Origin of the sequence: Psychrobacter sp. PAMC 21119, assembly GCF_000247495.1 — a bacterium.
Taxonomy (GTDB): Bacteria; Pseudomonadota; Gammaproteobacteria; order Pseudomonadales; family Moraxellaceae; genus Psychrobacter; species Psychrobacter glaciei.
The window spans coordinates 25,280-47,592 of the sequence record NZ_AHVZ01000036.1 but is presented as its reverse complement, the minus strand read 5'-3'; the positions used below and the strand labels follow the sequence as shown (position 1 = coordinate 47,592).

Annotated in this window: 19 protein-coding genes; 8 read left to right on the top strand and 11 right to left on the bottom strand. The window is 43.7% G+C overall.

Annotated elements, in window-relative coordinates; genetic code table 11:
- Positions 1-205 precede the first annotated feature (205 nt).
- The gene (locus RH96_RS11810) at positions 206-1,225 is read left to right on the top strand and encodes an LLM class flavin-dependent oxidoreductase (RefSeq protein WP_010201234.1); all 1,020 of its coding nucleotides are present in this window, start codon (positions 206-208) and stop codon (positions 1,223-1,225) included.
- Between the two features lie 30 nt (positions 1,226-1,255).
- A complete protein-coding gene (locus tag RH96_RS15080) occupies positions 1,256-1,402 on the top strand; it encodes a hypothetical protein (RefSeq protein ID WP_157999887.1) in 147 nt (48 codons plus the stop codon).
- A 99-nt stretch (positions 1,403-1,501) separates the two neighbouring features.
- Here RH96_RS15080 and RH96_RS11805 read toward each other — a convergent pair whose 3' ends face one another.
- The 7 genes from RH96_RS11805 to ispF all read right to left on the bottom strand — a co-directional run bounded on the left by RH96_RS11805 (position 1,502) and on the right by ispF (position 8,961).
- Complete coding sequence (locus RH96_RS11805) at positions 1,502-2,533, bottom strand: ornithine cyclodeaminase family protein (RefSeq protein ID WP_010201230.1); 1,032 nt, start codon at positions 2,531-2,533, stop codon at positions 1,502-1,504.
- 194 nt (positions 2,534-2,727) lie between these two features.
- On the bottom strand, positions 2,728-3,627 hold the full coding sequence (locus tag RH96_RS11800; protein ID WP_010201227.1) for a hypothetical protein: 900 nt from the start codon (positions 3,625-3,627) through the stop codon (positions 2,728-2,730).
- A gap of 165 nt (positions 3,628-3,792) precedes the next feature.
- Entirely contained in the window at positions 3,793-4,752 is a 960-nt protein-coding gene (locus RH96_RS11795) for an AEC family transporter (protein ID WP_010201223.1), read from the bottom strand.
- A gap of 223 nt (positions 4,753-4,975) precedes the next feature.
- The gene (gene mnmG, locus RH96_RS11790; RefSeq protein ID WP_010201221.1) at positions 4,976-6,871 is read right to left on the bottom strand and encodes a tRNA uridine-5-carboxymethylaminomethyl(34) synthesis enzyme MnmG; all 1,896 of its coding nucleotides are present in this window, start codon (positions 6,869-6,871) and stop codon (positions 4,976-4,978) included.
- A gap of 272 nt (positions 6,872-7,143) precedes the next feature.
- Positions 7,144-7,674 (bottom strand): hypothetical protein, encoded by a 531-nt coding sequence (locus RH96_RS11785; RefSeq protein ID WP_010201220.1) that lies wholly within the window; start codon positions 7,672-7,674, stop codon positions 7,144-7,146.
- Between the two features lie 276 nt (positions 7,675-7,950).
- Positions 7,951-8,301 carry a Grx4 family monothiol glutaredoxin gene (gene grxD, locus RH96_RS11780; RefSeq protein WP_010201219.1) on the bottom strand — a complete coding sequence of 117 codons (351 nt, stop codon included), beginning with the start codon at positions 8,299-8,301 and terminating at the stop codon, positions 7,951-7,953.
- Between the two features lie 168 nt (positions 8,302-8,469).
- Positions 8,470-8,961, bottom strand: a complete 492-nt coding sequence (gene ispF, locus RH96_RS11775; RefSeq protein ID WP_010201212.1) for a 2-C-methyl-D-erythritol 2,4-cyclodiphosphate synthase — start codon at positions 8,959-8,961, stop codon at positions 8,470-8,472.
- A 260-nt stretch (positions 8,962-9,221) separates the two neighbouring features.
- Between ispF and mnmA the strand changes: the two genes are divergently transcribed.
- From mnmA to RH96_RS11760, 3 genes are all read left to right on the top strand, one after another.
- A complete protein-coding gene (gene mnmA, locus RH96_RS11770) occupies positions 9,222-10,448 on the top strand; it encodes a tRNA 2-thiouridine(34) synthase MnmA (protein WP_010201209.1) in 1,227 nt (408 codons plus the stop codon).
- 211 nt (positions 10,449-10,659) lie between these two features.
- Positions 10,660-12,063 (top strand): adenylosuccinate lyase, encoded by a 1,404-nt coding sequence (gene purB / locus RH96_RS11765; protein ID WP_010201207.1) that lies wholly within the window; start codon positions 10,660-10,662, stop codon positions 12,061-12,063.
- A 40-nt stretch (positions 12,064-12,103) separates the two neighbouring features.
- The gene (locus RH96_RS11760; protein WP_010201206.1) at positions 12,104-12,742 is read left to right on the top strand and encodes a DUF2238 domain-containing protein; all 639 of its coding nucleotides are present in this window, start codon (positions 12,104-12,106) and stop codon (positions 12,740-12,742) included.
- A gap of 32 nt (positions 12,743-12,774) precedes the next feature.
- On the opposite strand, the gene RH96_RS11755 is transcribed toward RH96_RS11760, so the two are convergent.
- Positions 12,775-12,960 carry an NF038104 family lipoprotein gene (locus RH96_RS11755; protein ID WP_010201200.1) on the bottom strand — a complete coding sequence of 62 codons (186 nt, stop codon included), beginning with the start codon at positions 12,958-12,960 and terminating at the stop codon, positions 12,775-12,777.
- Between the two features lie 167 nt (positions 12,961-13,127).
- On the opposite strand from RH96_RS11755, the gene RH96_RS11750 reads away from it, so the two are divergent.
- The gene (locus RH96_RS11750) at positions 13,128-14,300 is read left to right on the top strand and encodes a cupin domain-containing protein (RefSeq protein ID WP_010201198.1); all 1,173 of its coding nucleotides are present in this window, start codon (positions 13,128-13,130) and stop codon (positions 14,298-14,300) included.
- Between the two features lie 142 nt (positions 14,301-14,442).
- Here the strand turns inward: RH96_RS11750 and RH96_RS11745 are convergent, their stop codons facing one another.
- From RH96_RS11745 to RH96_RS11735, 3 genes are all read right to left on the bottom strand, one after another.
- Positions 14,443-15,132 (bottom strand): 1-pyrroline-5-carboxylate dehydrogenase, encoded by a 690-nt coding sequence (locus tag RH96_RS11745; protein WP_010201197.1) that lies wholly within the window; start codon positions 15,130-15,132, stop codon positions 14,443-14,445.
- A gap of 11 nt (positions 15,133-15,143) precedes the next feature.
- Positions 15,144-18,419 carry a bifunctional proline dehydrogenase/L-glutamate gamma-semialdehyde dehydrogenase PutA gene (putA, locus tag RH96_RS11740; protein WP_010201195.1) on the bottom strand — a complete coding sequence of 1,092 codons (3,276 nt, stop codon included), beginning with the start codon at positions 18,417-18,419 and terminating at the stop codon, positions 15,144-15,146.
- Positions 18,420-19,161: 742 nt separating this feature from the next.
- Complete coding sequence (locus RH96_RS11735; protein ID WP_010201193.1) at positions 19,162-20,457, bottom strand: NCS2 family permease; 1,296 nt, start codon at positions 20,455-20,457, stop codon at positions 19,162-19,164.
- 610 nt (positions 20,458-21,067) lie between these two features.
- Here RH96_RS11735 and tolQ point away from each other — a divergent pair.
- Positions 21,068-21,796: a protein TolQ gene (gene tolQ / locus RH96_RS11730; RefSeq protein WP_010201192.1), complete on the top strand. Its 729-nt coding sequence runs from the start codon at positions 21,068-21,070 to the stop codon at positions 21,794-21,796.
- Positions 21,793-22,251 carry a protein TolR gene (gene tolR / locus RH96_RS11725; RefSeq protein WP_010201185.1) on the top strand — a complete coding sequence of 153 codons (459 nt, stop codon included), beginning with the start codon at positions 21,793-21,795 and terminating at the stop codon, positions 22,249-22,251. Before tolQ ends, tolR begins: the two co-directional genes overlap by 4 nt.
- The last annotated feature ends 62 nt before the right edge of the window (positions 22,252-22,313 follow it).

The window sequence follows — 22,313 nt, the reverse complement described above, 5'->3', positions numbered from 1 at the left end:
ATGACATTTACTTAAAGAAGAAAAGGCATTGCTATCATCAAATAGCGATGCCTTTTTTTGTTATCCTTATTTACATCTGCCTTTATATCCATAATAACTACCCCATAATATGAAGTGACAAGCGTTCAATGGTTTTTAATAAACAGCCTATATAAGACTGTCAGAACGACCATGAATGTTTTTAACTTTATAAAACAGGTGATCTATGAGTAATACCATTCCCTTATCTTTTTTAGACTTAGCCCCCGTTCCTGAAGGTCATACCATTGCTGAAGGTATCGCCCAGACGGTTGAGACCGCACAGCTTGCAGAAAAAGTCGGCTTAAACCGTTATTGGATGGCGGAACATCACAACATGCCTGGCATTGCGAGTGCGGCGACCTCAGTACTACTAGCGCATATCGGCAGTCAAACCAAGCGCATACGTATCGGATCTGGTGGTGTGATGCTTCCTAACCATGCCCCACTGGTGATTGCTGAGCAATTCGGCACCTTGCACGCATTATATGGCGACCGTATCGACTTAGGTTTAGGCCGTGCTCCTGGTACAGATGGCGCGACTTTTCAGGCACTACGCCGTCAAATGAAAGATGCTGATCGTTTTCCACAAGATGTACAGGAATTAATGTACTTTTTAGGTAATACGACTGACAACAGTCCTGTCCAAGCATTCCCTGGCGCTAAATCAAATATTCCTATCTGGATATTAGGCTCATCGCTTTTTGGGGCGACCTTGGCCGCACATTTAGGACTGCCTTACGTGTTCGCTTCCCACTTTGCACCGCAAATGCTTAGTCAGGCAATCTCTACTTATCGTGAACAGTTCAAGCCGTCAGCTTATTTAGACAAGCCATATGTGATGGTAGCAGCGAACTTACTCTTGGCTGATGACGATGCGACTGCCCATTATCACTTTACCTCAGCGCAGCAGAGCTTCGTACGCTTGCGCCGTGGTGAAACGGGTCAAATGCCAAAACCAACTTACGATATGGATAGCATCTGGAGTCAAGCCGAGAAAATGATGGTGGACAATGCGCTATCGATCTCGTTCATTGGCTCTGTTGAAACGGTCAAGCCCAAATTGGCTAAGTTCCTTGCCCAATATCAGCCAGATGAGTTGATTGTCACTGCAAACGTCTATGATCAAGCAGCACGTTTGCGTTCACTTGAACTTACACCTGAGCTAAACTTGTTTACTTTACAATCGGCAGCCGCACTTGCATAATTATTCATAACTTTTAATGAGATTATGGTTATGGAACCGTCTGCCTTTATTGGTTCGTCAATATTTTTGTACATTATAGCGTTCATCGCTGTTATGGTTATTGGTGGGTATTTAACGTATCGTACCAGTCCAAAACGCAAGCAGCGCCGTGAAGATAAGCGCGATAGAGATAATTAAAGCTAATGTCAAAAGCCCCCTTTTCTTATTTGAAAAGGGGGCTTTTTTATTGCTGATTAAGGTATAGCACTTTTGCCAATTGTTCTGTGATAAACAGTATTACCAATCCACTGATGAGCCGATATTTTTTTGCACAGCCTGCTTGGCAATATATAGAGCGACTGCCGCATCGAAACTGGCGGCACCTACTGATTTAAATAGGGTGATGCCTTTTTTAGACTTAGTCGTATCTTCTTTTAGCTCGCCTGTTACCAGCCCTTGTAAATCGCCACTAAGGTCATCCCATGTCCATGCGCAGTCAGAAGCATCATGTGCTTGAATCAAATCGCCAGCCTCGTGACGACTACCAGCCAAATCATCCACGACGACCATATTACTACCTGCTACCACATCATTGCTAATCTCTTTCATCGACGGCTGATAAGCACCAACGGCATTGATATGTGCATCAGATTTAATTTGTTCGATGCTAAATAAGCCTTCGGTTGCGCGAGTCGCTACGTTGATAATATCGGCATCACGGATAGCTTCACCGACCTCTTTGCAAACCTGAATCTCAACGTCCCACTGCGCATAATCACGAGCAAATTTAGTCTTAAATTGCTCAGCACCTTCATTGTTTCTGTTCCATAAATACACTTTTTTAATATCAGGGCGCACTGTCATTACAGCATGCAGCTGCTCATAAGCCATACCGCCACAACCGACAACTGCCACACTTTGGCAATCAGACTTTGCCATGTATTTGGTTGCGATACCTGATAAGGCGGCCGTACGCACTTGCGTAATATAAATGCCATCCATAATCGCTAATATCTCACCCGTATCATTGTTGGAGACAGTGATGATAGCGGTGGTCGTTGGCATATTACGACTGGGATTATTAGGGCAAATGGTGACTAGCTTCACCGTGGTGTACTCTTGGTCACCATCATAAATAGTCGCTGGCATTGATAGATGTGAGCCTGAGCTGTGATTCTTATCTTCACTAAAGGTCTCAATAACCAAGCGCTCAGGTGCTTTAACCCAATTAGGATGTGCTGCTTGCTGAGTTAATAAGCTTTCAATCGCCTCAATCGCAGCTTGCATATTGAGATGTTCGGTCACTACCGCTTGATTTAATAATTGCACTTGAACGCTCCTTGCTTATTTAATTTATGAACTTATATTTGTATTTATTATAGAGTTATTTTTACATCCATTTATACAATACCCATGTACGTCTTATAATGCCTTTATCTATCAGGCAAGACAATAGCGGCATTTTCAAAATTCACAACAAAATTAATTAAAAGCAAAGATAATCATACGTAATTTATAATCAATTAAAATGCAGGTGCCGCCATTTCTGGCTCTGGCGTGAGCACTGGTGCAGCGATTTTTGTACTACTATTTTTCGTGTTTAGGCTAGTCATGCTGGGCGACATACTTTGCATATTTCGTCGTAGTACTGCCATTTTTACTTTGCTATTAGGGTCATTCATTAGCTCATACAGATCAATAACTATCTGACAAACTGTTTGTTTATCTTCAACTGATACAGCATTTTTCGGATTTATGAGTAACGTTATATCTTCACCATGTTTTCTCATTAATTGTTTAAATATTTTCTTCTCCATTTTATCCATATCTCTTTGAGAAGCGACTGCTTTGCCTATTTTATTGTCGTTAATAATAGTCAAAACAGCCTCTTGCATACCACTTTCTGTAAACACTTCATCTACTATATTCATCTCAGCATGGGTAATGTCATCTTGATTATGCATCATGTCGTAGCATAAAGTTCCACCCTTATTTTTGAGCAGACTGATTGTTTGAGAATAGGATTTAGTGAATTTATAACGAGAGTTATCACTTGCATCGATAACAAGCTTTAAGGCTAAAGGAGCTAATAGTTGATCAGCAAATAAAACAACTTCACTTTCATTAAGTTTATTTATTTTTGATTCAAGCTTAACCTCTTCAACTATCGACTGGTACTCTTTAGGATATTTTTGCTTCAAGGTAACAAATATCTTTTCTTTTTGTAGTTGCTTTTCAACATTAACGCTTGGCGTTATTAAATTAAGTATTCCATTCGTAATACCAAGAAAAACGATCGTCAGTATAAAAGCAACTATAATACGCAACAATTTTTGGTTATCATCAAAGAAATTCTTGGAAACTTTATAAGAGGCATAAACACAAGCAACAGCAATTAAATTCTTTAATATAATAAATAGCATTTAGTTACCTGAAGTTAGACTCAATAGTGTCTTTATATTGTTATAGATAGTAATTTTAGGTAACAATACATCACAGATTTAAACATTTCAATAAAAACCTGACTAAATTTCATTAATACTAAATTAGAGTCAATTAGGTTCCCATGTAATTAAGGATGATATAGTTCAAATAAGACCTATACCACGTAATATTGCCGCGCCAATCGCCATTCCAAACATGCCTACGACGGTGGTAAAAGCTAAGATATTCGCCGCTAACACATCATTGCCACCCATGGCTTTTGCCATCACGTAGCTGGCGGCAGCTGTGGGTGAGGCTGCCATCAAAAACAATACACCCATATGCACACCTGATAGACCAAAACCCAATCCAATAGCAATGGCAATCAATGGCGCGATGACAATACGACCGATACTGGCCTGCATGGACAATCCAGAAGGGTGCAACATTGATTTCAAATCAATACTGGCACCGGCGCAAATCAACGCTAACGGCAATGCCACCGCGGCGAGTAAATCACCAGTCGTATGAATCACACCTGTAATAGGTGGTAGCGGTAACGCCTTATAAGCAAATGCCGCTACTAATGCGATGATCAATGGGTTGGTCAACAGCTTTTTGACAATCATGGTACTGCGACTAACCCACGTATCATCCATGCTTTTAGACACGCGACTAAGGGTTATAACCGCTAAGATATTAAACAATATCGTGACCACACCCATATAGACTGCGCCGATGCTTAAGCCCCGCTCCCCATAGGCATTAGCGACCGTTGCCAGTCCAATAATGGCCATATTGCTCCGAAATATGCCTTGTACAAACACCCCTTGATCAGCCGGTTTGCTCACAAAATATTTGGCGTAAATCTCTGCACCAATAAACAAAATAAATGTCACCAAAATACCAGCCACTATCAGCGTGATTTGTTTGCTGTAATCGACATCACTATCGACAACGCTAAAAAAAAGCAAACACGGCAAACAGTAATTAAAGACAAAGCTCGATGCTTGGTCAATAAACGTTTGGCTTGCCTCACCACGTCTTTGCATAAAAAAACCCAACCACATCAAAGCAAGGTTGGGCAGGACAATAGTAATGGCAAAGACAATAGCATCAATCATAAATAGGCTCAATTCGATGACAAGCCCATCATAATATGGACATCAACGAGATAAATTAACAAGTAATAATGAAACTTTCTGACCCAGTATAGAGACAAAGTAGCCTGTAAAACAAGGTTGTGTCGTTTTCTTTTAATGGCAACTGTATTTTTGACAAATAAAAACCCGTGATAACGTATTATCACGGGCTTTTTTGTACTCTATATGCGTGATTGTGCTAAGTTTAAGAGCCCAAAGCCGCTTTCGCTTTTTTGTGTTTTTTGACCGTCATTGCCAAGAGCTGTATGGCAGCAGGCGTAACGCCGCTCACACGTCCAGCTTGAGCTAGCGTGGCAGGACGAACTTGCGTGAGCTTTTGCACAATCTCATTTGATAACCCTGATACCACACTGTAATCAAAGTCTAGTGGCAGTGCAGTATTCTCTAGACGCTTCATTTGATCGATGTCTTCTTGCTGACGATCGATATAACCTGCGTATTTGACAGAAATCTCTATCTGCTCACCCACTTGTGTGTCAACTTTTGAGTCTGTAATAGCAGCAATATCAGCAAAGTGAATCTGCGGACGCTTAAGCAAATCAAAGGCTGTCGATTCTTTAGAGAGCACTTCACCAGTTTGCTCAGTGACTTGTTTGCCTAGCGCATTGGCAGGTGTTGCCCACATATCTTTTAGGCGTGAAGTCTCTGTCGTAATCGCTTCCATTTTTTCTTGATAAGCCTGCCAGCGCACATCATCTACCAAGCCAAGCTTACGACCCGTCTCAGTTAAGCGTTGATCCGCGTTGTCTTCACGTAGCAGTAGACGATATTCTGCGCGGCTCGTGAACATGCGATATGGCTCAGTCGTGCCATGGGTAATCAAATCATCAACAAGCACACCAAGATACGCTTCATCGCGGCGCGGTGTCCACGTCTCAAACTCACTATTATTAGTGGTGACGAGTGCCGCATTAGTACCTGCTAGTAGACCCTGCACGCCCGCTTCTTCGTAGCCAGTCGTTCCGTTAATTTGACCAGCAAAGTACAAACGATCAATAGACTTAGTCTCAAGCGTTGGCTTCAGATTCTGTGGATCAAAGTAATCATATTCAATCGCATAACCTGGGCGAGTAATATGCGCATTTTCTAACCCTTTCATACTATGAATAAAGTCTAACTGCACATCAAACGGCAAGCTGGTCGAGATACCATTTGGATATAGCTCGTGCGTGGTCAGACCTTCTGGCTCAATAAATATCTGATGGCTGTCTTTATCCGCAAAACGATGAATTTTGTCTTCAATCGATGGACAATAACGTGGACCCACGCCTTCGATTTTGCCAGAGAACATCGGTGAGCGGTCTAAATTCTCACGGATAATGTCATGGGTGCGCGCGTTGGTATGCGTGATATAGCAGTTGACCTGCTCTGGATGCATAGACACATCACCCATATAACTCATCACTGGCAAGGGTGTGTCGCCCGGCTGTACGGTCATCACACTAAAGTCAACGCTACGTGCATCGATACGCGCGGGCGTGCCTGTCTTTAAGCGACCAACGGGTAATTTTAATTCACGTAAACGGTCAGCCAGCTTGATAGACGGTTGATCTCCTGCGCGTCCACCCTTTGAGTTCTCAAGTCCGATATGAATAACACCGCCTAGGAAGGTGCCTGAAGTCAAAACCACTGTTTCAGTCTTAAAGATAATGCCTGTCGAGCTGACAACCGCCGTTGCGCGACCATTTTCTACCAAAATATCATCAGCGCCTTGCTGAAATAAATCTAGGTTGGGCTGGTTCTCTAATGTATGGCGAATAGAAGCCTTATAAAGAATACGATCCGCTTGCGCACGTGTCGCGCGTACGGCAGCACCTTTACGGCTGTTCAATACGCGAAACTGAATACCCGCTTTATCAGTTGCTAGCGCCATGGCACCGCCCAACGCATCAATCTCACGTACCAAGTGTGATTTACCAATTCCGCCAATCGCTGGATTACAGCTCATCTGCCCCAACGTTTCAATATTATGCGTCAACAGCAAGGTCTGCGCGCCCATACGTGCGGCTGCCAAGGCAGCTTCCGTACCGGCATGACCGCCACCGATAACTACCACGTCGTAATGTTTTGGATATTGCATGCATGCCTCGCTTGAATGACGATATTTCTGGCAACAAGTTATGGATTATTGACCATAACTCGTCGCGTGATGAATAGACGCCAATCGTATTTTAAGAACGGATAAGGTAAATCGCCAAAAACCTTTAGAAACAAAAGGAGCTGAATAGATAACTGGTCATTATAACAATTTTTTGATGCTTAAAAAACGTTACTGCAAAAACTATTGAAATTAAGCTTTCGCAGTACCCTTTAACCCATGAGCACTTTCTCGCAAATACTAAACTATCATGATTACTTCAGGTCTAAACTGTTACCAGGACTCAGCGGTACAATACGATCTGCCTGACCACTACCCAGCATATGATGGCTACCATAACCCTCTGGATTGATCTGTAAATAAGCATTCATCAAACCAATGGCATCACCATCATCGCTCGCTAAAATCTGAGCTTTGATTAACTCAACAGGCGGTAATAGTAAATTTTTGAGCAACGCCAAGCGCTGCTGATTGTCGCCTTTATTGGCCACCAACTCTATAAGCTGACGGGCATCAATCGGTAGATCTGGCGTGTTTTGTGCCAGCAAAGCTAAATGGTAAGCACCCGCGGTATCTTGATCGGCGACAATGCGCTGTTCGATAGCAATATACGTCGCTTCTGTTGCGCCGCCTGCCACACTAAGCTGATGGATGCATTTCAGTGCTGAGTTTGACTCACTACTAGCAATTTCGATGATACGTGTCGATTCATTTTTTAAATGCTCGCGGCGTTTCTCTATTGCCGCTTGCTCAGCAGATAGTTGTTCTGTTGGTTGATTACTCATAATATTCTCTCACTATTTATGTTTTTATAATATTTGCTGTTGAGCCATATATGGGGTCAAGACTGACAAAAACAATAAAAGCCCGAGCGACCAATTAAGGACTGACTCGAGCTTTTATTGTTAAAACTTATCCGCTTGATATAGTCGATTCAATGTAAAAGTAGTACAAGGCAACCAAGTGAAGATGTATATGTGATACTTCAATCGAGGTTAACGCAGTAATACTTTTATAGTGAAATGGCTATAATAAAAAAGCTTAGATAAGTGTTTTTAGCATTAAGCAGCTGGGCTGTTTGCTTCAACCAACGGCTTAAGCTCGCCTGATTGATACATTTGCAAGATGATGTCTGATCCACCCATTAACTCGCCATCAATCCATAACTGCGGGAACGTTGGCCAATTGGCAACTTTTGGCAACGTTGCACGGATTTCTGGGTTTTCTAAAATATTTACAAAGGCAAACGGACGACCGATCTGAGTAAGAACCTCAATCGATTTAGCAGAAAAGCCACATTGTGGAAATTGCGGCGTGCCTTTCATGTATAAGATAACTTTATTATCTTTGATTTGATCACGGATCAATTGTTCAACATCGTTTGCAGCAGTATTTGGGGTTTGTTCACTCATAAAAGCTCCTATTAATAAAGCGGTTCATTAAAATGGTTATTTATATAACAAAGTAATTATATGAAGATATGGGGCAATCGTCATAGTATTACAAGCAAAATCTACATATCGGTTGAGCCAATCATTCTTTTAGTCAATCGCTCTCTAGCTAGGTTCGATGACGTTAGGTTAGATGGCAGGAACTAATAATACCACGGCATTAGCCATGATGCCTTCTTGCCGACCGGTAAAGCCTAGTTTTTCAGTCGTGGTGGCTTTAACGCTGACATTACCAATGGCGGTTTGCAAGTCACTAGCGATATTAGCGCGCATCGCCTGATTGTGCGGTGCCAGCTTTGGACGCTCACACATCACGGTAATATCCGCATTGCCTAGGCTATAACCAGCCTCTTGTACTTTACTATAGACATACCGTAGCAACACCCGCGAGTCCAAGCCTGCATGAGCAGCATCAGTGTCAGGGAAATGCTGGCCAATATCACCAAGCGCCAATGCGCCAAGCAGCGCGTCAGCAAGTGCATGCAGCACGACATCCCCATCAGAGTGCGCAAGCAAACTATGAGAATGTTCAATAGGCACACCTGCTAGCACCACATATTGCTGCTGCTGACCATTATTATGAAAAGCGTGAACGTCGATACCTTGACCAATTTTTATCATTGTTGTTCCAAGATGAGTTAAACGTGATTAAAATAATTCAAAACTACTATCTGAATTTTTAAAGCGGTTTTACAGATAGCAAGACGCCATCGGTCGCCACCAGTTTCAATTAACTGGTATAATATGACGTTTATTTTATCATAATACCAGATCCAAAAGATAAGCTGACGTTGTTGTGTTAAGACTACGTATTGTAGTAACCACATGATTTTTGGCGTCAAGATGTACTTTGGATAACGTATAAATAGTTGAGCCGTTTTATGTCAGCCATACAAGATATTTCAAGCACAACCGTTTCTGAGTCTTTTAGCGCGCATCGCCCTCTGACACTTGCTGATATCGAAAATCCTAGCACCAAGCATGTGATTGTCGGTATGTCAGGCGGGGTCGACTCTTCTGTATCAGCCGTTCTACTTCAGCAGGCAGGCTTTAAAGTCGAAGGCCTGTTTATGAAAAACTGGGAAGAAGATGACGGTACCGAATACTGTACGGCGATGGATGACCTAGCAGACGCGCAAGCAGTATGTGACAAAATCGGTATGAAGCTGCATACGGCCAACTTTGCTATGGAATACTGGGATCGCGTTTTCGAGCATTTTTTGGCGGAATATAAAGCAGGACGTACGCCAAATCCTGATATCTTGTGCAACAAAGAAATCAAATTTAAGGCATTTTTAGACTATGCGTTGACCCTTGGTGCTGACTACATCGCTACTGGTCACTATACCCGCCGCAGTGTGAATTACAGAAATGACGACGGTACTGAGGTTGCGCAGCTACTACGCGGCCTTGATAATAATAAAGATCAAAGCTATTTCTTGCATGCGGTTGGCGGTGACAAAATTGCCAAGACGCTATTCCCAGTTGGTGAGCTTGAGAAACCTGTCGTACGTCAGATTGCTGAAGAGCATGACTTGGCAACTGCCAAAAAGAAAGATTCTACTGGCATTTGCTTCATTGGCGAACGTCGCTTCAAAGACTTCTTACAGCAATACTTGCCTGCCCAAAAAGGCGATATCGTGACTGACGATGGGTATACTATCGGCACTCATGATGGCTTGATGTATTATACGTTAGGGCAACGTGGCGGTATTGGTATTGGCGGTGTTAAAGACCGTCCTGAAGAGCCTTGGTTTGTACTGGCAAAAGATCTGGACAAAAACCGTTTAATCGTCGGTCAAGGACACGAGCATCCAATGATGCTCAGCAATGAGCTGACGGCTTATAAAATGGATTGGGTCGATGGCCTGGCACCTGCAGAAGTGTTTACGACAGAGGGTCTACTCTGTATGGCAAAGTCTCGCTATCGTCAGCCAGACCAAGCGTGTCGTGTATTTGCAACAAGTGCTGACGGAAACGATGTTCGCGTGGTGTTTGACGAGCCACAACGTGCAGTCACTCCAGGTCAGTCAGCCGTCTTTTATATCAATGAAGTGTGTCTGGGCGGCGGCGTGATTGCCACGATTGATGCGCCTTGCGGCTTTTAGGTGCATCAATATAACGCAATCTGAAGCACAGATATTGATGCAATAAATAGCACAATACTGATGAGCTTCAACATCGCTTTATTTGAATAGACCGCTTTTTTAATATCATATTTCTGCTATATTACGCGCAACGATTTTGACGTCGTTCCTATATAGTCACTTTTATCTATACTCTTGCAGTTTTTTATTTCATAACTACTGAGGCATAACCATGACCCCACTTACCGCACTCTCCCCGATTGATGGCCGTTACGCTAGTAAAGCCGACAGTTTACGTCCTTATTTATCTGAATTTGGTCTGATCAAAGCTCGCGTCACCGTTGAGATTCGCTGGTTACAGTCTCTAGCTGACAACAGCGCAATTGGTGAATTAGCGGCATTTGATGACCAGACCAATGCTTTTTTGAATGCAATCGTTGATGATTTTAGTGAAGCAGATGCGCAAGCCATTAAAGACATTGAAGCGACGACCAATCATGATGTAAAAGCCGTTGAGTACTTTATCAAAGACCGCTTTCGTGATAAGCAGCGTGGTCAGGCAGCGCTTGAAGATTCTCTTGAGTTCATTCACTTTGCCTGTACTAGTGAAGATATTAACAACTTGTCGTATGCATTGATGCTCAAAGACAGCCGCGAGATTGTGGTTGCTAAGATGCAACAAGTGACTGATAGCATCGTCAACTTGGCCATTACTCATGCAGACCAGCCTATGCTGTCACGTACACATGGTCAGACCGCTAGCCCAACGACCCTTGGTAAAGAGATGGCAAACGTGGCCTACCGCCTAGCGCGCCAAATCAAACAAATCAACCAAGTAGAGCTATTAGGTAAAATCAATGGCGCTGTCGGTAACTATAATGCGCACTTCTCAGCTTATCCTGATGTTGATTGGCAAACGCATGCTGAGCAATTTATTAATGAGCGTTTAGAGCTAACATTCAACCCTTACACGACTCAAATCGAGCCGCATGACTACATTGCTGAGTTGTTTGATGCGGTTAAGCGTTTCAATACTATCTTAATCGATTTTAACCGTGATATTTGGCAATATATCAGCTTAGGCTATTTCAAACAGCGTCTAAAAGACGGCGAAGTGGGTTCTTCTACCATGCCGCATAAAGTCAACCCGATTGATTTTGAAAACTCAGAAGGCAACTTGGGCGTTGCCAATGCGATGTTGGCACATTTGGGCGAAAAACTGCCTATCTCACGTATGCAGCGTGACTTATCAGATTCTACCGTATTGCGTAATATCGGTGTTGGTCTGGCACAAAGCATGATCGCTTTTGATGCTTGTTTAAAAGGCGTTGGTAAGCTTGAATTGAATGCACAGCGTTTGAATGACGACTTAAACAATGCACAAGAAGTATTGGCTGAGCCAATTCAAACCGTGATGCGTCGCTACCGTGTGGAAAACCCATATGAGAAGCTTAAAGCATTGACCCGTGGTAACGCAATGACTCGCGAAGCCATGCTAACGTTTGTCGAAAGTGATGAATTGTCTGCCGTGAGCGATGCGGATAAAGCACGTCTCCGTGACATGACACCGGCCACTTATATTGGTAATGCCACTGAGCAAGCCCTTACCATTAAAGATTGGATTGCCAAGCTTTAATTGGCTGCTATTAACAGCGAGCAAAAAATAAGCGGGCAACATGCAGCGAAACTTTAAATCAGTAGCTGTCAGCACCATTGCGGTATTCATCGTTATGGTACTGGCAAGTATTGAGCCTCTAGAATGGTCAAGCTACCTACTACATCAGTTGGGTACCTTGATTTTTTTAGGGTTGATGCTACTAGCCTACCGCTATTGGCATATTAGCTCACGCTCCTATGTCCTCGCTTCACTATTTCTATTCATTCATATTATCGGTGCACGTTATCTATACTCATATGTGCCCTATGATGATTGGACACAGCTCATATTTGGTGTCAGCTTAAACGATTTGTTTGGTTGGCAGCGTAATATGTATGACAGGCTCGTACATTTTAGCTATGGGCTTTTGCTATTCAGTGCGATGGTTGAGAGCTCAAAATTTATCTTTAAGATATCATCCATCAAAATTTTGATAGCCATTGCACTCATGATTAATATGTCATCAAGCCTGCTTTACGAGCTATTAGAATGGGGAATTGCAGCGACTTTATCGCCAGAAGCGGCAGAGGCTTACAATGGTCAGCAAGGTGATGTTTGGGATGCCCACAAAGATATGGCGTTAGCACTACTCGGTGGGCTGATTGCTGCGGTGATTACTCTATTTCAAACTCGTCATAAACGAATGATTATTGAATAACAATCAAAGTAACTACATAATAATCAGAATATTTAATCATCTTTTTTGTCGTCATCACTGTCGCCCGGTATGATGGCTTTACCCACAGCGACGGTACCTTTTACTACGCCTTTAGTGGTTTTATAAGCAATTTTAGCTGGTACGGTTACTATCTTGTGTACACAGGCTTGTAGTAAAAAAATACTAGCGATAATGACGATAAAATGTAATTTTTTCATAAACTTCCTACGATTGATGGGATGCTCTGATATTGGCCATTAACAAGTAGCAATTAACGTCAATAAGACTGGTTATCAGATAAGCGATAATCATAAACTATTAAAACCTTCCTATAAAGCACTCCTCACGATTAATCTTATACCCATTTTCAAATATGGACTTATCAATGACCTCAACTCCCCTTTGTTTACCCGACGCCATTACTCCTGAGCAATTTTTGAGCGAGTATTGGCAAAAAAAACCCTTGCTTATCAAGCAAGGTTTACCACAACTTATTTGCATGTTTGAACCTGATGACATGCTTGGTCTAGCCCTTGAAGAAGATGCCAGCGCGCGTCTGCTGACCCAAGCAGCAAGTAAAACAGAAGGTCAGGCTCAGTGGCAACTCAAAAAAAGCCCACTGGCTGAAGCTGATTTTGGCAACTTGCCCGATCAATGGACCGTATTGGTGCAGAACATGGAGCAATGGTCACCTGAACTTGGTCAATTGTGGCAAGCCTTTGACTTTATTCCGCAATGGCAACGTGATGACATCATGGTTTCTTATGCGCCAAAAGGTGGTTCAGTCGGCAAACATTATGACGATTATGATGTATTTTTAGCGCAAGGATTTGGGTCTAGACGTTGGCAGCTGGGTAAATTCTGTGATAAAAATACTGAGTTCGTCGCCGATGAGCCGATTCGATTGTTTGATGATATGGGCGAGATTATATTTGATGAAATACTAGAAGCTGGTGACGTGCTTTATGTGCCGCCTAAGTTATCGCATTTTGGTGTCGCACAAGATGATTGCCTGACTTTCTCTTTTGGCTGTCGTCGTCCAAATTTAATGCAAATCATCGATAGCTTGGCTGATATCGCTACCAACGATAGCGACTTATTTGTCCCAATGCTGTTGCCACAAGCGCTGCAAGCATCAGGTGAATTGCAAGCGAGCAGCATTAATGCCATCAAAGATCAGCTATTACAAATGCTACAGTCTGAGCGTGGTGATGATATCATTCGCCAAGCAGTGTCTGAAGTCGTGAGCAAGCGCCAGTATGATGCACTGATGCCAGAAGAGACGTTAGACACCGATGAGCTGATACAAGCTCTAGCAGAAGGTGCCACGTTGCAAGCGGACTATAGCAATCGTTTGCTCTATAGCCGGACTAATGAGGGCATTACGCTATACGCCAATGGCCAGCGCATTGACGGGCTTGACGAGGCAGCGGGCGCTGTATTGGTGCGTTTGACGAATGGCGAACACCTGAATAGCCAAGATGTCACCGATATTGATGCAGATGATTTGAGCGAATGGCTAGAGAACGGCTGGGTATGGATCGACGCGGCTGAATAACTTTGCATAAAATTGCACTTAATTGGCTTATCTAGACATGAGAAAACCGATACCTGATTGATTCAGATATCGGTTTTTTAATGCATATTACTTTTTAAGTTAGAGTCTTTATTGTGACATCAGACATTACTTAAATCCTTGGCTAAGTACCAAGCTCAAGCAAGCTCGCATTACCACCAATAGCAGTGGTATTAATCGTTCTTACCCGCTCAGTGACAAATCGATGAAGGTAGTCAGGCGTTAGCATCTCTGACATGCCTTCCATATCGGTCACAGCAATTACTTGCGTCAAAATACCATCTGTATTGGCAAGCTCTTGACTGATTGTCTGTATTTCGCTGTTATTACCTGCAACAGCAACTTGCGCGAGACGGTCAATGTATAACAGCGTGATCGTTTGCGAATCATTAGCCACACTCAATACATCATCGCTAATGCCAGTTTCATAGAGTATTTTTGCTGCTTCATCACACATCTCAGCCTGACTAGGACAATGCAATATCACTTCATTGCCTGTCAATAATGCAGCGATTAGCTGTCCAAGTACTGCCATTGCACGCGCTGACTCACCGCCGATAACCATCGTTTTACCACGACCAGTGACATATAAGTCGTTGGACTCACCCGTGGCACCCGTCATACGCTGTACTTCATCCAGACTGGGCGCGGCGCTCAATAAATGATGGAATAGACGCTTTGCCTTGTTGACATCACCAGTCAGCAGCGCCAGTTTTGGGATGGCTGCTTGTAGATACGTTGCACGATTGACTGCGCCAAGTAATCGCCAAGCTTCACAAACCTGGGCATGATTTTTTTTAAATTCAGTCGCCATGTTGCTGCTCCTTATGCGATTTCTGGTTGAGTAAGTGATTCAGTTTTAGTATTGGTAGCAGTGTTTTGCTTAGTAGCACTTGTTTGATCAGTAGCAACTGACTCAGAGCTTAGCTGCATGAGACGAGCGACGTAATGTGGACCACCCGCTTTTGGACCCGTACCCGATAGACCACAACCACCGAACGGCTGTACGTTTACGACCGCACCGATTTGGTTACGGTTGACATAGGTATTACCGACAAAGGCACGACGTTCAATATGCTCAACAATATTTTCAATACGGCTGTGAATACCTAGCGTTAAGCCAAAGCCAGTAGCATTGATAGCATCGATAAGCTTGTTTAAATCACGGGCTTGATAACGTAGCACATGTAATATCGGGCCAAAGTGCTCACCACCAATCACGTCAATACTTTTGACTTCAATCGCGGTTGGTAACACAAAGGTAGACTGCTCTTGACTGACAACCGAGCTGGCACTCATCGGTGTCTGCGCCAAGATACTGGCCGTTGGCTCAGCAATCATACGTTCAATATGCGCCTCAAGACCTTGCTTGGCATCATTATCAATGACTGGGCCGACATCGGTAGCTGCATACAGCGGGTTACCCACGACTAGTTCAGCCATATTGCCTTGCAGTAGCTCAATCAACTCATCAGCCACTTCTTCTTGTACACAGAGTATGCGACAAGCTGAACAACGCTGACCTGCGGAACCAAATGCAGACAGTACGGCATCTCTGACCACTTGTTCAGGCAAGGCTGTTGAATCGACAATCATGGCGTTCTGACCACCCGTCTCAGCGATAAACACGGGCAACTCCCCGCTGGCTTGCGCATGATCATTTAGACTTTGATTGATACGTTGCGCTGTTTGGGTCGAACCAGTAAAGATGACACCAGATAAATTGTCAGCGGCGGTTAATGCCCCACCCACTTCACCCGCTCCAGTGACAAACTGTAGCGCCTCGACTAGCACCCCAGCTTGATACATCAGCTGCGCACCGAAATGCGCGATTAAACTGGTTTGCTCAGCAGGTTTTGCGACAACGGTATTACCGGCGGCAAGTGCTGCCACAATCTGACCGGTATAAATAGCCAATGGGAAGTTCCAAGGGCTAATGCATACAAAGGTGCCGCGCGCTTTATACACTTGGCGCGACTGCTTGCCAGATAAATCAGTAAACTCATGCGCTTTTGCGTCTAAGCGTTCCGCTTCATCCGCATAAAAACGACAAAAATCAACGGCTTCTTTGATCTCATCAATACTGTCTTGCATGGTCTTGCCAGCTTCAACTTGGCACAAGGCCATTAGTTCAGCATAGTTTTCTTCGTAGAGATCAGCGGTTTTGCGCAATATTGCCGCACGTTTTGCCGCTGGCACTGCCTGCCACGCGCTTTGTCCGGCTACTGCGGCATCAATGGCTTGACGCGCCAATTCTGCATTGGCGTATTGTACGTCGCCTGCGATAACTTCATGATTCCACGGCGCACGCACTGTATGACTATCAAGCTTCTGAGCCTTACCATCCACTGAAGAATCATGAATTGCTTGCCCATTGATGATAGGAGACGCGGACCATGTCTTTGTCAAATGACGGTCAATCGCGGCTTTGAATAATAGCCACTGTGACTCTACAAATATATTGGGACCAAAGCTGGCACGGCGATTGCCATAAATCTCTAAAGGCAACGGAATCTCTGGATTGTTTAACGTGTCATTGGCTATTAGCTTGTCATACGGATGCACCGTCAGCTTATCAATCGGATAAGACTTATCTAATAACTGATGCACAAATGAGCTATTCGCACCATTTTCGAGTAAACGGCGTACTAGATATGGCAGTAAGTCTTTGTGCGCACCAACTGGGGCATAAATACGAACAGGGATCTTATATGTTTGTAAGATATGGTCATAAAGCGCATCACCCATGCCATGCAAACGCTGAAACTCAAAATCTCTATGCGTACTCATAGTCATCACTGATGCCAAGGTATGAGCATTATGGGTCGCAAACTGGGGCCAAATAAGTCCGCGCAGATGCTCAGACAACAAGAAGCGCGCACAGGCTAAATAAGCAGTGTCCGTGCCTTCTTTACGCGTCCAAACAGGATACCCTGACAAGCCTTTTTGCTGAGCAAGTTTGATCTCAGTATCCCAGTATGCACCTTTGACAAGACGTACCGGAATGCGGTCACCCACTTCAGATGACAAACGAGCAAGCCAAACCAAGACAGCAATAGCACGTTTAGAGTAACCCTGTACGACGATGCCCAGTCCATCCCAACCAGCGGTTAGCGAATCACGATAGAGCGACTCAAACAGCTTTAGAGATATCTCTAGGCGATCGGCTTCTTCGGCATCGATGCTCAAATCCACATCCACTTCGCGCGCCGCTTCGATCAGCAATAAGCAACGCTGACGCAATAATCCCAACACCTGAGCTTCTTGCGTGGCTTCATAGCGTGGATGCAGTGCAGACAACTTGATAGAAACTGACGGCTTTGGCATACCCTCTTGAACTTTGACATTGGCAGTCGCTTTGATCGCATGCAAATAGTCATTAAAGTATTTTTCAGCGTCTCTATGGGTAATCGCCGCTTCACCCAGCATATCGAACGAATAGGTATAGCCTTTATTACGATACGGCTGACTGTTTTTGTTGGCGTCTTCAATCGTCTCACCAAGGACAAACTGATGCCCCATAATACGCATGGCTTTTTGCATCGCCGCCCGAATCATTGGCTCGCCCATTCTTTTGGTCATTCGATCCAAAAATCCTGAGGCAGTCGTACCGTTATCGATACTGACGACACGGCCCGTCATCATCATGCCCCACGTCGAGGCATTGACCATAAAACCATTGTCATCTTTTAAATGCTTTTTCCAATCCGCCACGCTCATCTTGTCACGAATCAGCGCATCAGCTGTATAGTTGTCTGGCACCCGAATCAGGGCTTCAGCCAAACTCATCAGCAAAATACCTTCTTGCGTATCAAGGCTGTATTCAAGTAATAATGAATCGACCATTTTGATCGCTTTACCATCATTACGCACATACTCAACCAGCTGGCGCGTCTGATCACTCGCGGCTTCACGCTCTTCGTCACTCGGTTTGGCGAGTGGTAATAAGTCAGACAACCAGCGCTGCTCATCAACACTATATAACGGTGAGATGCGTGCATACAGCTCATCTGCAGACAGGTCAATATAGTCTGGCGATAGCATATCGACAGGATTAAATAAAATCGGCTCTTTCGGGGTAAACTGCTCTACTGGGTTCATACCAACTCCATCACTATCGTCTAAAAACCATGATAAATGGTCCATGAGGAAAACTGATCGCTCTGGTTCACTGTCTATAACCCTACTATATTTAATAGGAGTTATTGACTGTGACTCACAACAATAATCAAAAGACCAAACAGCGCCATCGTAAAACGAGCAAATCCAGCATAAGCTGGAAACGTTTAAGTAGGTCGTTCGAGTGTTAAACGGGCTACGTTAACAATATAAAGGCAACAACGAACAGTTAAGCGGCATTAGTGCCTTCTTCTTGTTAGTAGTGAAAGGAGTTCGATTAATGGTTCAAGGCTGAATATCATTAGGACCATAATCTATCGATTATCATGCTAATAAGCCAAAATCTACCATCGTATATGACGCTAATTCACTGTAAGAAAAACCTCTACGGCGTTGATTGAGGTGATGCGCTTAACCTGGCTATGGTATCATGAAAAAAAATTTCAAACTAACGATATTTAGGATTTAAGACAATAAATATATACTTTAAAAACAATTAGTTATAGTTTTTACAACAACAATGACGCTTTAGTTATAATTTTTTGTTTACTATTAGTCGTTAATTGTTTTGTGGCGCATAGAATTTCGGTTATTTATCGCAAGGCACTTTATTTGAAACACAAAAAAAACCCTCCTTATTAATCCATAATAAAGAGGGTCAGAATATATGTAATGCTAGTATGGTGAGCTACATGATATAGACTATCCACATCACGTTAGCGACTTATAAAAGTACCAGCTTTGCCAATAAAATGGCTGTCAAAATCCATACTGGAATCGTAATTTCAGAGAACTTGCCTGTCATCAACTTCACCGCTGTAAAGGTAATAAATCCAAGCGCAATACCATCAGCGATAGAATACGTAAGCGGTGTTAGTAATAATACCACTGCTACTGGTGCTGCTTCCGTCAAGTCTTCCCAATTAATGTCTTTGAGGGTGAACAGCATCAATACCGACACATAGAATATCGCCCCTGCGGTCGCATAAGCGGGAATCATACCAGCTAATGGCGCAAAGAAAATACTGAGCAAGAATAGCACACCAACCGTCACAGCCATCAGACCAGTTCGACCACCTGACGCCACTCCTGACGCACTTTCAATATAACTGGTCGTTGACGAAGTACCCAGCATGGCACCGGCAACCGTAGCCGTTGAATCAGCCAATAGCGCTTTGTCCATATTAGGAATATTGCCGTCTTTATCAATGAGGCCTGCTTTATTGGCAATACCAACCAAGCTGCCTGCTGTATCAAACAGATCAACGAATAAGAAAGCAAAAATAACGCTAATCATGCCAATATCAAACGCGCCTGCGATATCAAGCTGCATGAGCGTTGGCGCAATCGATGGCGGTGCCGACATAATGCCAGTAAACTGCGTGTTACCAGTAACCAAACTGATCAAGGTAATCAGCAAAATACCGATGGTTACCGCACCTGGGACTTTTTTATACACCAAACCGATGATAATAAAGAAACCGAGAGCAGCCATCATAGGGGCAAATGCAGTCATATCACCAAGCATGACCAAGGTCGCATCACGACCTACGATGATGCCAGAGCTTTGCAGGGCAATAAATGCCAAAAACGCACCGATACCAGCAACGATACCTTGCTTAAGGCTCGTTGGAATGGCATTAATAATCCATTCGCGAATCTTGAATAAGCTTAAAAGGATAAACAGACAACCAGATAGAAATACTGCTCCTAACGCTGTCTGCCATGCATAGCCCATACCCAGCACCACACCGTAGGTAAAAAAGGCGTTTAAGCCCATACCTGGCGCTAATGCCACCGGCAATCTGGCATAAATACCCATAATAAAGCAGCCTATTGCCGCTGCCAAACAAGTAGCAACGAACACCGCTCCTTTGTCCATACCCGCTTCTGCTAATACATTGGGGTTCACAAAGATGATGTAAGCCATCGTCAAAAAGGTAGTAATACCAGCAAGAATTTCCGTTTTGACCGTGGTGTTTTCACCGTTGATCCCAAAATAGCGTTCAATTGCATTCATAAGTGTCGCGCCCAGCTTGCTAGTGAAAGAACAAATTTATTGGTGCCTAAAATAAAGATGACGTCAACAAGCAGGTTGCGACGTCATGATCAAAAGGCAGCGGTAACAAAGAGCAACATTTTAGAGAAAATGAGATACAAATTCAATCATTACCCGTGCCTTGCTGGTTTATTATGGAAATAAGGCTGTCTTGGCGTTTAAATACTGGATAATAGTTGTATTACTGCCCAACCCTGCCTTTAAACCCACCTTATATCGACGAAAATTACATCTCTATCAATAAAATGCAGTTTTTTTCGCTTTAACCTTTTAAAAAAATGACCTTTTCTTCATTTAGCAGTACACTAGTCGGTTGATATAAGTGTGCATAATGCATTGATGCTTCATAGTATGATCGTTTTATCGATTCTGCACGCTGTGCTATACGAAAAATATTATTCGTGCATAATATAAGTGTATTTTGTTGAATACCTTCTATTATTACCAGCTTGTATTACCAGCTATTACCAGCTTAATTTCGATGCCCTATATTCTATAGTTGTTAGAGGTCTTATCTGGTCTACGTATGGCGCGTATACCAGTTATTGTCAATTACCCGTGAGTCCAATACATGCCTGAATCATTAAATATTATCGACCTTATCACCCAAGCCAGTCTATTGGTACAGATTGTGATGGCGCTATTGTTATTAGCGTCTTTGCTCAGCTGGGTCATTATTTTTCGTATGAGTGCACGGCTCGGTACGGCTAAGAACTTTGATCAACAGTTCGAGACTTGGTTTTGGTCGGGTGAAGATCTGGCCAAACTGTATCAAGGGGTGCAAGGCTCCCCTGAGCGCCAAGGACTTGAGCAGATATTTTATGTGGGCTTTTCTGAATACCTCAGAATGCACAAAAAACGTCAGCCGAAAGATGACATTATCGATGGGGTTGAGCGTAAGCTTCGGGTCGGATTAGGACGTCAGCAGCAGTTATTAGAATCTGGGCTCACTACCTTAGCCAGCATCGGCTCAGTTGCACCTTATGTCGGCTTATTTGGCACCGTATGGGGCATTATGAATGCCTTTTTGGGACTATCCCAAACTGAGCAGGCGACCCTAGCCTCTGTCGCGCCGGGCATCGCTGAAGCATTAATCGCCACGGCCATGGGTTTGTTTGCGGCTATTCCTGCTGTGCTCGCGTACAACCACTTTACGGCCAAATCAAGCCGTTTGTATGATTCACGCGCACTATTCTGCGATGAGATGACCGGTATGCTCCAACGTGAGACAAGCGTCCAAAGCGTGGTAGATAGAGACAGCGCACTTAATAGTCATGCAGGTCAGGTGACAGGGCTATGAAACCAAACCCCTATCGCCGCGAGAAAAAAGCGCTGAATGCGGAGATGAACGTCGTTCCTTATATCGACGTGATGCTGGTGCTACTGGTGATATTTATGGTAACTGCGCCGATGCTGATCACCGGCGTCGATGTCGAGCTACCAAAAGAGCAAACCAATACTATGAGTCAAAGCCAGTTACCCGTGATTGTCTCCTTAACCGATAGTGGCGAGATTTTTATCAGTTATGAAGACAATGTTGACCTGCCGATTAGTGAGCCAGAGCTGATTAACACCTTGTCTAATCTGCAGGCGCAAAGCAGCGATGCGGGCGCGCAGCCTTTACAGGTCATGATCAATGCCGATCAAAACAATCAATATGGCGCTATCATGACCTTGATGGCAAGCTTGCAGCAAGCAGGTATCCAAAAGGTGGCATTATTAACGGGCGCACCCTTGCCCACACCCTCATCATAATGAATCCTATTGTTAGCACCGCTTGTTATAATAAAGTAGATAATCTGATGAACCTCATCCTT

What these genes read in the sequence shown, in the direction of transcription:
- RH96_RS11785 (WP_010201220.1), bottom strand. Translation starts at nt 7,674, where the DNA reads ATGAGTAATCAACCAACAGAACAACTATCTGCTGAGCAAGCGGCAATA.
- RH96_RS11795 (WP_010201223.1), bottom strand. Translation starts at nt 4,752, where the DNA reads ATGATTGATGCTATTGTCTTTGCCATTACTATTGTCCTGCCCAACCTT.
- tolR (WP_010201185.1), top strand. Translation starts at nt 21,793, where the DNA reads ATGAAACCAAACCCCTATCGCCGCGAGAAAAAAGCGCTGAATGCGGAG.
- RH96_RS15080 (WP_157999887.1), top strand. Translation starts at nt 1,256, where the DNA reads ATGGAACCGTCTGCCTTTATTGGTTCGTCAATATTTTTGTACATTATA.
- grxD (WP_010201219.1), bottom strand. Translation starts at nt 8,301, where the DNA reads ATGAGTGAACAAACCCCAAATACTGCTGCAAACGATGTTGAACAATTG.
- RH96_RS11800 (WP_010201227.1), bottom strand. Translation starts at nt 3,627, where the DNA reads ATGCTATTTATTATATTAAAGAATTTAATTGCTGTTGCTTGTGTTTAT.
- putA (WP_010201195.1), bottom strand. Translation starts at nt 18,419, where the DNA reads ATGAACCCAGTAGAGCAGTTTACCCCGAAAGAGCCGATTTTATTTAAT.
- RH96_RS11760 (WP_010201206.1), top strand. Translation starts at nt 12,104, where the DNA reads ATGCAGCGAAACTTTAAATCAGTAGCTGTCAGCACCATTGCGGTATTC.
- RH96_RS11745 (WP_010201197.1), bottom strand. Translation starts at nt 15,132, where the DNA reads ATGGCGACTGAATTTAAAAAAAATCATGCCCAGGTTTGTGAAGCTTGG.
- RH96_RS11735 (WP_010201193.1), bottom strand. Translation starts at nt 20,457, where the DNA reads ATGAATGCAATTGAACGCTATTTTGGGATCAACGGTGAAAACACCACG.
- RH96_RS11810 (WP_010201234.1), top strand. Translation starts at nt 206, where the DNA reads ATGAGTAATACCATTCCCTTATCTTTTTTAGACTTAGCCCCCGTTCCT.
- mnmG (WP_010201221.1), bottom strand. Translation starts at nt 6,871, where the DNA reads ATGCAATATCCAAAACATTACGACGTGGTAGTTATCGGTGGCGGTCAT.
- ispF (WP_010201212.1), bottom strand. Translation starts at nt 8,961, where the DNA reads ATGATAAAAATTGGTCAAGGTATCGACGTTCACGCTTTTCATAATAAT.
- RH96_RS11750 (WP_010201198.1), top strand. Translation starts at nt 13,128, where the DNA reads ATGACCTCAACTCCCCTTTGTTTACCCGACGCCATTACTCCTGAGCAA.
- mnmA (WP_010201209.1), top strand. Translation starts at nt 9,222, where the DNA reads ATGTCAGCCATACAAGATATTTCAAGCACAACCGTTTCTGAGTCTTTT.
- purB (WP_010201207.1), top strand. Translation starts at nt 10,660, where the DNA reads ATGACCCCACTTACCGCACTCTCCCCGATTGATGGCCGTTACGCTAGT.
- RH96_RS11755 (WP_010201200.1), bottom strand. Translation starts at nt 12,960, where the DNA reads ATGAAAAAATTACATTTTATCGTCATTATCGCTAGTATTTTTTTACTA.
- tolQ (WP_010201192.1), top strand. Translation starts at nt 21,068, where the DNA reads ATGCCTGAATCATTAAATATTATCGACCTTATCACCCAAGCCAGTCTA.